At 42.9% G+C, this 13,089-nt stretch carries 10 protein-coding genes; 3 read left to right on the forward strand and 7 right to left on the reverse strand.

Features of this window, described 5'->3' with window-relative positions; translation table 11 throughout:
• Nucleotides 1-11: 11 nt before the first annotated feature.
• The 3 genes from tssJ to R7H07_RS01925 are packed head-to-tail and all read right to left on the reverse strand — an operon-like array spanning nucleotide 12 to nucleotide 2,607.
• A complete protein-coding gene (gene tssJ / locus R7H07_RS01915) occupies nucleotides 12-512 on the reverse strand; it encodes a type VI secretion system lipoprotein TssJ (protein WP_130546340.1) in 501 nt (166 codons plus the stop codon).
• Nucleotides 505-1,998 carry a type VI secretion system-associated FHA domain protein gene (locus tag R7H07_RS01920; RefSeq protein ID WP_206958777.1) on the reverse strand — a complete coding sequence of 498 codons (1,494 nt, stop codon included), beginning with the start codon at nucleotides 1,996-1,998 and terminating at the stop codon, nucleotides 505-507. Before R7H07_RS01920 ends, tssJ begins: the two co-directional genes overlap by 8 nt.
• A gap of 9 nt (nucleotides 1,999-2,007) precedes the next feature.
• Complete coding sequence (locus R7H07_RS01925; protein ID WP_132937161.1) at nucleotides 2,008-2,607, reverse strand: hypothetical protein; 600 nt, start codon at nucleotides 2,605-2,607, stop codon at nucleotides 2,008-2,010.
• A gap of 503 nt (nucleotides 2,608-3,110) precedes the next feature.
• On the opposite strand from R7H07_RS01925, the gene R7H07_RS01930 reads away from it, so the two are divergent.
• Genes R7H07_RS01930 through R7H07_RS01940 form a run of 3 tightly spaced genes read left to right on the forward strand, consistent with a single transcriptional unit; the run spans nucleotide 3,111 to nucleotide 8,325 of the window.
• Nucleotides 3,111-4,424 carry a type VI secretion system ImpA family N-terminal domain-containing protein gene (locus R7H07_RS01930; protein WP_005386112.1) on the forward strand — a complete coding sequence of 438 codons (1,314 nt, stop codon included), beginning with the start codon at nucleotides 3,111-3,113 and terminating at the stop codon, nucleotides 4,422-4,424.
• 27 nt (nucleotides 4,425-4,451) lie between these two features.
• A complete protein-coding gene (tssM, locus tag R7H07_RS01935; protein ID WP_158159488.1) occupies nucleotides 4,452-7,841 on the forward strand; it encodes a type VI secretion system membrane subunit TssM in 3,390 nt (1,129 codons plus the stop codon).
• A gap of 31 nt (nucleotides 7,842-7,872) precedes the next feature.
• Nucleotides 7,873-8,325 carry an Lrp/AsnC family transcriptional regulator gene (locus R7H07_RS01940; RefSeq protein ID WP_005373369.1) on the forward strand — a complete coding sequence of 151 codons (453 nt, stop codon included), beginning with the start codon at nucleotides 7,873-7,875 and terminating at the stop codon, nucleotides 8,323-8,325.
• A 54-nt stretch (nucleotides 8,326-8,379) separates the two neighbouring features.
• On the opposite strand, the gene tssG is transcribed toward R7H07_RS01940, so the two are convergent.
• From tssG to tssC, 4 genes are all read right to left on the reverse strand, one after another.
• Nucleotides 8,380-9,378, reverse strand: a complete 999-nt coding sequence (tssG, locus tag R7H07_RS01945; RefSeq protein ID WP_017820372.1) for a type VI secretion system baseplate subunit TssG — start codon at nucleotides 9,376-9,378, stop codon at nucleotides 8,380-8,382.
• Entirely contained in the window at nucleotides 9,375-11,123 is a 1,749-nt protein-coding gene (gene tssF, locus R7H07_RS01950) for a type VI secretion system baseplate subunit TssF (RefSeq protein WP_017633756.1), read from the reverse strand. The genes tssG and tssF overlap by 4 nt, the downstream gene beginning before the upstream one ends.
• A gap of 10 nt (nucleotides 11,124-11,133) precedes the next feature.
• Nucleotides 11,134-11,544: a type VI secretion system baseplate subunit TssE gene (tssE, locus tag R7H07_RS01955; RefSeq protein ID WP_005373376.1), complete on the reverse strand. Its 411-nt coding sequence runs from the start codon at nucleotides 11,542-11,544 to the stop codon at nucleotides 11,134-11,136.
• Nucleotides 11,545-11,605: 61 nt separating this feature from the next.
• A complete protein-coding gene (tssC, locus tag R7H07_RS01960; RefSeq protein ID WP_005373378.1) occupies nucleotides 11,606-13,081 on the reverse strand; it encodes a type VI secretion system contractile sheath large subunit in 1,476 nt (491 codons plus the stop codon).
• Between the last annotated feature and the right edge of the window lie 8 nt (nucleotides 13,082-13,089).

The raw sequence follows: 13,089 nt of genomic DNA on the forward strand, positions 1-13,089 counted from the left end.
GTTTCTATCCCTTAAAAGTAAACCTGTTCAATGCCGCGAGTGTTATCAGAAATTAACTCACTGCCCTCTAACTTGAGCTTGATGTAGTACTCGCTCTTCTCTTCAATAACTTCCACTTTTCGCCAAGACGAACCATCAATATCACGAAAAGCCACTGAAAAACCGACGGCACGAGTGTCAGGGTCTAGCGTTAGCATTTCATGAACTTTTCCACCTGGCTGTATTTGATATTCGTAACGTTTGATGTACTCATCACCCAACGACGCTTTATCGTTTTCAAACAGCGCAAAAAAATCTAAGCTTCGGAATAAAACTGGCGAATTTAATTCGTGAAGACGGAGAATAACTGGAGATGACTGGCCCCCATTTCTCACATTGAGTACAGGTGATGCCTCAATAACCAATTCAATGGACGAAGTTTCTGGTGTGATACCCGTGGACTCTTTAAATTGATCCCACATGGAACAACCGGACAACATGGCAAATCCGAGTAATACGGCGATACTACGCATAGTTTCCCTTAATCACTTTGTTATAGTTTTTCTTAATCAGCCCTTTTAAAGATGTTTCATTAAGCAGGCGACGATTATTAGTGTAGAAATCTAGGTATTCGGCCCACAGTTTTGACTTAGTTGAGAACAAAGACTGGCTAGCGACCCTGTTAGCAAATGCTACGGGATCGTTCGTTTCTGACTGTTCTAAAATGAGCTCATTCAGTGCTTTGTTAAACATAACTTGGTGGTCGTTCAACTCATCGAGCATTTGTTCAACCAGTTCATTTGGAGCCAGTAATTGCTGACTATTCAAAGTGAGCATTAGCTCTGCGATGTTCGAGTTAGCCTCACTCGCACTCTGCTCATCTTTTAACGATTCCACTTCGTGCAACTCTTTCTGTAGGTTATCAATACATAAACGCAAGCAAGTGCCCATTTGCTTGAATAACTGCGCCTCGTTTGTCATCAACTCTGGATTTCGAATACCCAAACCATCAAAAAACGCTTGCGCTATATCTTGAGAGCAAACGGCCGCATCAGTATCGACTTGTGCTTTCGTCGTACTGTTTATCGCGTGCTCTGCCGTAGGTATTTGAAGTTGATGATTAGTGTTAGGAGAAGGCGTAAAAGATTGGGTCATCTCTTCCCATTTTGACCCTGTGTTAGCCTGCTCTACGACCATCTCAGTAACATTAGGCGTACGATGTTGTCTTTGAATCGTGCTATCTGGGGCTACCGTGCCAGGTTGCATCACCTCAGCTGAGGCAATATCGGCTCTATGTGCCTTACCGCTTTCTGGCGCTAATGCATCATTGACTGATGCGTTACTCTTGGTTTCCGCAGCCATCCAGTCTTCAGGGATGAGGCTTGGCTGATCGAATTCGGAATATATGCTGAAACTGTCATCGACCACCTGCCGTGTGCTTTCCACGGTTCTAGATTGTTCAGATTCTGTACGCTCATTATCACGAATTAAGTAATCGTCATCTCGCTGCATCGAAAAGTTAAGGTGAGCAACAGGATCATGACAATCAATGTCATCCTGTTTAGTCTCCATAAATAAATCTTCTAAGGCACCGACTTTTTCTTCCTCTTCGACAACCGCATCTCCTAGACTAACCAGAGGATCGCTAGATACTCGCTCAGGAGCAATATCAGCGGCGATGTCTAGTGTTGAGGTAACGTGCTCAAGAGAAACACCAATCTCATATTGCCCTAAAGAAATGATGTCGCCATCAACTATCGCAACGGGTTGATTTTTTAGTATTTTATTCCCATTTACCATTGTGCCGTTAGTTGATACGTCACTTATATAGTAGGTATCTCCATACACGCTGAGCAAACAATGAGTGCTCGATATAAAGCGGTTGTGATCGGCTAAAGACACGCTACAGCTTGGGGAACGACCTATCGAACCACCACTTTCAGGCATTTCAATATGCTTTGCACCGGTGTATTCCTCTGGACACTTTGAGATAAATAAAACTAGCTGATTTGAGTACATTTACGAACCTCAAAAGAGCAAAGAAACTGATAGTTCAAGCCCACCAATTCCATCATTTACAACCGGAAGGATATAAGAGGCCTGCGGGATAATTTGTATATGGGCGTCAGGATTACTGCCTAACTTTATAGCAGTACCAAGGGTCACAACCGCACCTAACTCAAACTGGTCGATGTCTTCAACACTCTCATAACGATAGCCCTCTTGGTCTACTTGCCAGCGATTAGAATATTGCGAGTAACCGACAGACAAGCCCGCACCAACGTATGGCGTGAAAACACTCCAAGAAGTCAACGCATATTGAGGAACAACACGAAGTTCATAGTTCGTCGCTTCTTGATATAAGCCGTTTGCTGGCGCTTCAATATCTTCTGCTAGATAGTTTAGCCCTAACCACCAACGCCAACGGTTATTGTTTTCATCAATAGGACGAGTATGAACCAAGCCGAACCTAAGCGTATCCTGCTCACCACTTTTACCTTCATCGTATTTAATGCTATCGATAGTCAACATACTGGTAGAGAGTCCATATCGCTCCCCTTTTGCCATTACAACAGAAGAAAATAGACACATGGCTGAAATCAGCCCAATTTGACTTGGTTTTAGCATTTCGTCCCTCTAGGAAAACCGATATTCTACTTAGAGGCGAAAGATATCAATTATATTCTCTTTTTCAATAAGCCTAAAAAAACACCTATAATTTAATACATTTCAACTATCAGGTTGGTTGTTTTACCTACAAACAAAAACTAAAGAACCGACTACAGATTAAGTGACGAGACAGTAAATCTTTCTATTTAAATAGAAGTAACAGAATTTGATTGCTAATTGGACAAAACGTAATCTCCGATAACAATTTAGTTACTTTTTAATCAACGTTCTCATCTTCATATATAAGTTTCTTCTTATAAATAGACTTAACTATTGATATTAATATTATGAACAAAGATCACACTAAAAGTAATTTAATTTCTTTTAATGAATTTTTATTATCTAATCCGCTTATTTTGTCTATAGAATTGCGACAGATGTGCACTGCTTATAATTTAATATAACAGTAGTGAAATCCTATATAACTTAATACTTCTATATGATCAGTTGGAACTTTCCTTATGTTTTTTACCGACTTCGCTCGAAGACCAATCGATGAAAATAACCCAAGCGGCTCTAATCCTAATGGTTCTGAGGATTTTGACGAAATTAAACGTCAAATAAACAACCTGAATAAAGTCACAGGGAGAGTCTCGTGGAAAACGGTTCAAACACTCTCAAAAAAGATCTTGAGTACCCAAGCGAAAGACCTACGTTGTTGCTGTTACTTTACCGTTGCGTCAACCTATAACGACGGCTTAAGAGGCCTTGTTGAAGGGTTAAACTCAATACTTGATGTGTGTGTCGTATATTGGTTCAACGCGTATCCAGAGCATTCAAAGTCAAAGGCACGAATGAGCGCTATTGAATGGATGGTAGAGCATACTGAAAAACGAATTAATAAGCATCGAGCGTTACCAGAAGAGCTTCCATTGATAGAGGCAGCACATCAATTATGCTTGAGGATTGAGGAAGAGCTTCGTCTTCATTACGGTATTGAAGCGCCGTCATTAGGTCGCATTCGCCGTATTTTGAATCAATGGATTGAGCAGATAAAAGAACAACAAATTGCGGCTGAGTTACGCGAGAAAAAACAAGCCAACACTAGCGCTCCTGCAGCAACGCAGAAGGCACCTGAAATTAAAGTGAATGTGTCTCCCTCTCCGGCACCGGTGTCATCACCCAACCTAAATAGCCAAGAGAAAGCATCACCGGCAAAGTCTGGTCGATTTATGATCTACTTCGTTATTGGTTTGATTGTTACTGCGATATGTTCACATTTCATGTACGAGCAACAACGTTATCGAACATTGGAACAAAAAATTAATCAAGCTTCACTTAATGAACTTGTAAATTTGGTCGCCTCGTTAGATTACGAAAATAAAAAATATGCTCAGTCATTGAAAACGCAGGCCATTAATCGTGTCGATATTATGATGAATAACTGGTTTTTAGACTCGGCAAAAGTAAGTAACGTCAGCGAGCTCGATAGCTTGACCAATGAATTAATCGCAATCTATCCGGATTCGTCTTCTGCACAGCAACTACGTCAAAACTTTTTGACACAGAGCGCCCATTTAGAAGACCAGTTTATGGATGTTTATAAGCGATTCTCAGACGCAAGAACGGTGTTTGCCAACGTAGCTAGACAGAATGTAGATAAGAACTCTGAAAAGGCGTACGAATACAGTAACTCGTTATTCCCGCTTTTAGGTCGTATTGAATACGCTGAAAAGTATTCACAGCAAAAGGAAATTGACCGCGCAACCCTTTTACTGAACATCTACCTATATAAATTGAGTCAGCTACAAGCTGAAAAAACTGACAATAAATAACAATACAATTAAAGAAGTTTTAGGCTTATGTTCAAACAAAAACTGTTTAGAAATCCAGTGGTGATTTCTACTATATTGATGTTTTTAGTGGCTGCAATTATCACCACTATTTATCTGCTTTTTCTTGACGAAATCGATCAACTTTATCTTTGGCTGACCCTTGGTGCTATCGCCATTGTTTACGTCACTTTTCAATTCACATTATGGTTGAAGAAAAAGAACAACGCTAAAGCTCAACATTTGGAAACCGAGGAAGAAGCACTTTCTATGGTTATCCAGCCTCTTCTTGCTAACTCAGGCAAGAAACCAATTTACCTGATGCTTGGTAATAAAGGGTCAGGGCGACGTCAATTTTTATTTAATTCTAGTGCAATCAAACCGATGGATCGCACTAGAACCGCTAAGAATGACTTTTTTGAATGGTACGAATCTGACAGCGCTGTATACATCAAACCAGACCAACGCTTAGTGTTCCAGGAAGTATCAAGCAGTGATGCTTCTTTATGGAATACGTTCATTGAAGAAGTTATTCATCATCGACCTCGAAAGCCATTTTCAGGCTGTCTATTCTTCACCGATTTCGAGTTCATGATCGTCTCTGAGCCAGAGCAAAAAGAGTACACCATTTCGTCGTTATTGGCGCGCTTGAGTACCATCAACTCTAAAACGTCTTCAGCATTGCCAATCTATTTGATTATGTCAAAGCTAGACAAGTTAGATGGCTTTAAAGAATACATGCACTTTAGCTCTCTCAAGACACGTGTTGAGTTCCTCTCTATCCCACTAAAAGAAGCCAAAGGTGTATTTGCAGAGTACTACCGCGATAGCTATCGAAATCTAGTGAGAGTGCTTGAAAGTAATGCGCTAGATGCATCCGCTAATTCAACGGACATTGATGAGAAACAAGCAATACTCGCTTTCCCTAAGCAGTTTGAGCTATGTCAGTCTGAAGTCAGCTATGTGCTTGAGCGTCTATGTGATGTTAACAACGGTGTCTATTCACTAGACATCCGTGAGATTTTCTTTAGTTCGAGTCTGCAAGGCGGTCGCAAGTACAATTTACTTGCAAAAAGTTGTAGTAATTACTTCAACTTACCTATTATCGCGTCAGAGCATACACAGTTAACAGAAACGCCTTATTTCTCTCGCTTTCTGATTGATTCACAAATATTGCCGGAAAGCGACTTTGCGGGCGAAAACAAGACGTATCTTCGTCTAATTCAGAGACAAAGCCGTTTGGCAATACTCGGCTCTATTATCCTGCTTACTGGGGGCAGTTACTTCTTTTTCACGACATTAGACAGTAACTTACATGTGATGAATCAACTCTTGAGTATCGATGACAAATCACAAGTGGAGCAAGATGCAAGATTCAATGAGCTTTTAGCGAAGGCGACGAAAGCAATAGAGCCTTCTTATGGGGCGTGGCTTAAAGGTTCTAAGGCTTTGGATGAAGAGATATTACCACTCAACATTAGCCGTTTGGATCAAAGCACTCGCATCGCATACGAAGCATTACTTAAGGACGTTGCTCAACAGTTGATACCTCTCATTGAGAAAGGTTACCGTCTACAACTGACACAGAATCAAAACACTTTTACACGCGCTTTACCTCTATTGAAGGGGTATCTAATGCTAAACGATCCAACAAAGCGTGATATCCGTTTTTTGCGTCATCAAACTCTCCAAATGATGAACGATTTAAGCAACCAAAGTGACGTCGTCAATCAGGCGATGCGCTATTTGGACGCTTACTTTCGCACGCAGTTTGATCCAATTGATATCAATATGGATCTTGTTCGCGCAACACGTCGCTCATTGCTAGCAAATTCGAATGTTGATCTCGTTTATGCAGGCATTTTAAACGAAGCAAATTCGATTGATTTAGGAACCCTAGATCTGCAACGAGCTGTGGGTTTTGAGTTTAGCAATGTATTCAACACACCAATCGATAGTGAACGCTTGATCGTAGATAAGATCTATACCTCCACTGGCTTTAGCACTTTTTATCGACCACGCGTGGACCTAATGTCACAACAAGTCATCAGTGACAACTGGGTTTTAGGTCTGTCACAACACGTTATTCCTACTAGTGAAGAACAAGAAGCCTTCAAAGAGGAAGTACGTAAAAAATATACTGACGACTACATCAGTAATTGGCGCAATGCGCTGAGTGAACTAAAAGTCCAGAACTATGACAATGTCGGCGATCTAACGAACGCGATAGACTTAATCTCGGGCCCTTCTTCACCAATGACAACCGTACTGAAACAGGTCTATGCCAACACACAATTTTCACCCGTTGGTGAAAAAAATGCTCTGATTTCAAAGCTAGATCCGAAACTCGTGGCAGCGGCAGACTCCGCATCAGACGCAGTAGAGGAAGTAGTTAAGCCTGATTACTTGTTGATGAAACGTGTTGAACAAGCTTTTCACTTATTAAACCAACTTCAGGTCAGTGAAACACCAAACTCCCCTACTCCTTGGGATGAGACCGTAGCTGCGTTAAGCCGTGTTCGCACATATATGAAAGACATAGCTGATGCACCTGACCCGCAAATGGCGGCGCTAGCGGCAGCTCAGCATCGAATGAACAGCAGTGAAGCTGACCCATTAATAAAACTTAAACAGATTGCCCAAAAATCACCGGAACCCGTTCGTAGCTGGTTGTTAGATGTGGTTCAACAAAGCTGGTCAGTCATGATTAAAGAGTCCGCTAAAGGCATTCAAACCCAATGGTACAGCGAGATTTACACCAAGTTTAAAGAGATAGGGCTAGGACGATACCCATTTGATCTAACAGCGACCGAGGAAATCTCAATTGAAGATTTTGAATTACTGTTTGCTTCAGGTGGCTTGTTAGACACATTTATTCAGAAAAATTTTGCACCGTTCTACGATACCAATTTGTGGACGCCAAAACAGGTGGATGGCGAGACGATGCCAATCTCTCCGGCTCTGTTAGTGCAACTGCGTAACTATAACGTTATTCGAGACACATTAATTAATAAAAGCACTAACCGCGTTCATATTCCGTTTAGTGCAAGAGTACTCGATCTTGATTCTAGTGCGATTAGAGCGAGCTTAAAAATTGCAGATACCAATATAAGTTACTACCACGGTCCAAGCCGCATTCGTGAAATGGCATGGCCACCGCAAAATGGTGACTTCAATATTAGTATCACACTCCAGGATGTAACCGATGAAGGCAGACAGCACGTTTTAAATAAGAGTGGTCAATGGGCGATATACAGATTGCTAGGTGACTCGACCTTGACAAACACTCATAACGGCAGCTTTGTCAGTGACATAAAAGTGTCAGGGAGGGACTTGAGCTTACGCATCACTCCGTTGACACAGAAAAACCCATTCACTCTTGCTGAGCTGTATAACTTTACACTCCCAGAGTCGATTTAATAACAATATAAAAACAAAATAGGCAGAACACATGATTTCAAACATGACTTTACAAGGTTTAGATAAATTAGATCGAAAAATACTTTCAAGTCTATTGTCGAATGGGCGAGAGTCGATTGCGAATCTATCCCGAAACATTGGTTTGTCTCGAACAGCAGTAGCAGAAAGAATTAATCGTTTAGAAAAGACCGGTATTATCAAAGGCTATACCGCACAGATTCGCGTAGAAAATGAAGGGCGAAAAGCCGCTAGTTATCTACTGATCTCTTGTGAAAAGGGTAAGAAGAATGATGTAACGAATGCACTTAAAGAAATCCCTGAGGTTCGCTTAACGAGCGTTGTTGGTGGCAACTTTGATATTATTGCCCTAATTGAAGCGCCCGACCTGCAGTCTATTCATCATCTTTGTAATGAAATTGAATCATTTAACGGCATTCAAAGGCTTGATACTACCGTTGTACTGCATCAGCCGATCAGTCGTTAAGCTTTTCTGACCTCTTTGAGGAAAACATAAAGGGCCGCTCGTTGAGCGGCTTTCTTATATGCTTCCGATAAGTCGAATTTTGGCGTCTTTATCACCTGGGTTTCCTAGCCAGAACGTTTGACCTAGTTGGTTCCCTTCTCCATTACCCAGTTTGTTTTCTGGAATACTGTCTAGGTTAACTGTCAACTTTAGGTCCCACGACATTGGGTCACGCAGAATAAAGCGCATCAAGCCCACCAGCGTCTTATGTAACTCACCATCGTAGGAAAACTGCTTAAACGTTTCAAAATCAATGTTGTCGATACACAAGTTAAACTTGCCGTTCAAATCCGCAATGCTTTGTCCCAAGTGTAAGCTTTGCCCCAATATACAATTGGAACGATTGAGTTTGTTACGCTGGCTTTCAGCGATTTCTACGCGTCTATAAACCCATTCTTCGATTCGCACATTCGGCAGTGAAAAGTAGTGCGAAACAATACCGGAAATAAGCTTAGGTGAACGTGTACGCGTAGATAACTGGTTCACGTAAGACAGAACTTTCGCTCGATCTAACTCCGCGACTTCACAATCTTGCATAACGCTAGAGAGACCAGCCAAATGCAGTATGCGCCCAGAAAACGCATCGCTCGCCCCGCTTTTGTACTGCACGTGATATCGGTATTTCTTCCAAACACGATACAGTAAGCTTGTATAGCGGTTGTGGAAAAAGTCGAAGAAATCCTTCACTGGGTTATCATCGGGATCACGACCGACGAGTTTCTCAGTGTAAGACGCAGGTAGGGGCGAGCTTGAACCATGCAAGCCAAGAAAGTTCGTCTCAATACGTGAATATTGCTGTCCGTTTCTTTCCATATGAGTAATAAAGTCCATATCACTCTTTGGAAAGCACAGGTTTGGCGACACGCTGAACTCAATTCGCTCTTGGTGAAAGTATTTGTTCTCGCCCACGGCAACAAAATTTGAGTTTGGCTCCAGCTGGTAGTGTTTCTCTAACAGCAACACCGCTTGGTAGAAACTAAACTCATTCGACTTATCAGAAAGTGTGTTAATCATAGTATCGTCTGCTGCCCGATTAGGCTTGCCCAGTTGTAAACCTCGCCCGTCGCTTCATCGAACACCTCTAGTTCGGTAAAGGAGTTCACACTCGAATACAAACGGATAAATTCATTCAATACCGTGGCCATAAGGAACATATCGCCTTCATTTACGAAGAACTTAGAGTCCGTCACGAGCTTGAATTGGTTACCACGCACAGATACACCACGAAATACGCGATCGATTGGTTTCATCTCTGAAGAAATAATGCCATCAAGTCGATGAATCGACGCGCGGTGGGCTTGTCTATCAACACGAGAATGGAAGTCGTAAGTCGAGAGCAACACTTTCAACACATCGATATTCGCTAAAGACAAGTAGTTAAGCGACATGTTGGCAATCAACTGCCATTGAAGTTCACCATTAACCTGAGGACTTACTGACTGTGTTGGCTTAGTAATGTTTTTAAACGTCGCATACGTTGGCGATTTGTGCGTCGCGTACGTGATATCTCCTACTGACAGGCGCTCCGCTAAGTCTGCGTTACTGCATTGCAGTTTCATCAATACGGTTTCAGTCCCTAAATCCGCGATGTCGCCATTGTGAGTATGGAATGAGATATAGCGCTCTAACCCTCTTCCGCTTACTCGCTCGCCCACTTTGGATTTGTAGAACTCTCGCTTATCACGCTGGTTGATTTGGTGCTCAAACGATTCAAATTCAATCAGTGGTTTTCGGCGACGCTCGTCTTTACTCCAGCTCTCCACTTGCTCAATGGAATAAACCTCGTAATGCTCCTGAGTGTTACTTTGTGGACGCACCTTGTACTCGTTTCGTCGATGCTCTAAACGGATTGGATCGCCGTCTTTTTCAAACAAGTTAACGGCAGGTGTGCAGTGCAACCTTAAGTGTTTATCTTTAAGTACCACTTCTGAAGGCAAAGCACGCTTAAAGTGGAATTTGATTTTGACCGTGCTGCGCTGTGGAATGCCTTTTAGCCACTCTAAGCCTTTAATGTCGAAGAACATGAACTTATCTGGCAAAGAGAAGAATTCTTGCAGCAAACGGTAGCCTGCAAAGGAGTTTTTGCTGTAAGGCAACAGCGCCTCGTCCTCTTCATGCCCGACTGGCTTAACGTATTCTGGCCCTAAACGATGTTTGTAGCCGCCACCAACATCCAACTCGACGTAATCTAGATAACGGAACAGCCATAAGAAGACAGTGCGAGTAATATGAATCTCACCATGCAGGTGCAATCGCAGCGTGTCTAAACCTATCCGAGACAGCTCAAGGCCATGCTCCGTCGATAACGTCACATCAATCATCGAGCTGGTGCGGCTGTTAGTTTGTTCGATGTTAGTAATCGTAATTGGGTATAGATTGACGTCATAACAAGTACGGAACAAACACTGCGTGCCCTCTACCTGTTCGCTGGCCATTTCCGCACCACGTTTCACCACGGTTTTCTCAGTAACACTTCCGGTATGCGGTTTTAGTTCGCTAATACACAAAGACGGAATCGAACGCATGTAATGTGGCCACAGCAAAGTCATCAGAGATTGCGTAAGCTCAGGCAGTTCATCGTCAATCTTTTCGCGGATGCGTCCGGTCAAAAAAGCAAAACCCTCCAGCAGTCGTTCGACATCTGGATCAAAAGTTCCTTCAGAGAGAAAGTGAGTTAACTTCGGATGATATTTGGCAAACTCACTACCCGACTCGCGTAAATACGTGAGTTCATCTTGAAAGTATTTACTGTTACTCAAGTGGCACCTACTAAACGTTAAATTGGCCGTCGGTTCCCATGTAGACATCGATCGACATTGGGACTTTACCGCCGTTATGGGAAACTTCGCCGCGAATACCAAAGCCGAGTTGTAATGGATTATGGTGGTCTTCACGGTAATGAACCTCGACATTAAGCAATCGGGGCTCAAAGCGTTCTATGGTTGACGTAATGTTTTTTTGAATATGGCGAACGAGGTTTGTGTTGTTAGAAAGTACGTCGTTAAAATCTGGCAGACCATACTCATTGTCGATCATTGCGTTGCCGGAATGCGTATTCAACAAGTCAGCGAGATGCGAGTGAATGGATTCAATCAAATGCTTATGAGACACCACTTTCTCGTAGCAGTTTTTTGGTTCTCCTAGCTCGATCCGCTCTAAAAGACGGTAACCTTTTTCCATATGCGGTCCTACGAAAAAAGCAGCCAGTCTTCACTGGCTGCTTGATGGTTTCAGTAATGGGTTATTGGTCTAGCTTACCAACTAGAGACAAGTCGAAGCTTGCGCCCATGTACTTGAAGTGAGGACGTACAGACATCGATACTTTGTACCAACCTGGATCGCCTTCTACGTCTGATACCTCTACCTTCGCAGCGCGAAGTGGACGACGACCACGGACTTCCGCTGGCGGGTTCTCCTGGTCAGAAACGTATTGACGGATCCACTTGTTCAATTCGATTTCTAGGTCAGAACGCTCTTTCCAAGAACCAATTTGCTCACGCTGTAGAACTTTTATGTAGTGCGCTAAACGGTTGATAATGAACATGTAAGGAAGCTGCGTACCTAGCTTGTAGTTCATCTCGGCTTGTTTGCCTTCAGGCGTGTTCGCAAACACTTTTGGTTTTTGAACAGAGTTTGCAGAGAAGAACGCCGCATTGTCAGAACCTTTACGCATGGTTAGCGCAATGAAGCCTTCTTCCGCTAGCTCGTACTCACGACGGTCAGAAACCAGGATCTCGGTTGGGATCTTAGTCTCGATTTGACCCATAGCTTCAAAGTTGTAAACCGGTAGATCTTGTACAGTACCACCGCTTTGAGGACCAATAATGTTCGGACACCAACGGTACTTAGCAAATGATTCACTGATCTTAGACGCCATCGCGTACGCTGAGTTGCCCCATAGGTAGTTATCATGGCTGTCTGTCACTTGCTCATCGTAGTCAAACGCCTTAATTGGGTTATCTTCTACAGAGTAAGGCGTACGTAACATAAAGCGAGACGTACATAGACCTAGGTAACGTGCATCTTCGTGCTCACGCAGACCACGCCATTTCGCGTACTGTGGACCTTCGAATACAGACTTCAGATCTTTTAGGTTTGGCAGCTCTTCGTAGCTGTCTAGACCAAAGAATTTAGCCGATGCCGACGTGATGAATGGTGCGTGAGACATTGCACCTACGTTAGCCATGTATTCCATCAATTTGATGTCAGGCGACGAAGCTGACATAGCGTAATCACAAATGACGGCGCCAACAGGTTTACCACCGAACTGGCCGTATTCACGTGTGTAGATCTGCTTGTACAGGCCAGACTTCACCACCTCTGGAGCGTCTTCGAAGTCATCAAGAACTTCGTCTTTCTTCGCAGAGATCAGTTCGATTTGAATGTTCTCGCGGAAGTCAGTGTGATCAACCAGGTACTTAAGGCCACGCCACGTTGATTCAATCGCTTGAACTTCTTCGTTGTGAAGAATTGCATCAACTTGCTTAGACAATTTTTGGTCGATTTCAGAGATCATCAGATCAACCAGAGATTGGTCGACTTTCTCTGTGTTCGAACTGCTTAGTAGCTCACTGATGAATGCTTCTACGCCGCGTTTTGCAACGTCAAAACCTTCATCACTTGGCTTTAAACGTGTTTCGTTAAGAATGCTATCCAGAAGTGAGCCTGATTCAACTAAGGCTGCTTCTTGTTCTGGCGCTTGTGCTTCTGCAGACATGATATCCC

This window comes from Vibrio sp. Vb1127 (assembly GCF_033338735.1).
Taxonomy (GTDB): Bacteria; Pseudomonadota; Gammaproteobacteria; order Enterobacterales; family Vibrionaceae; genus Vibrio; species Vibrio alginolyticus.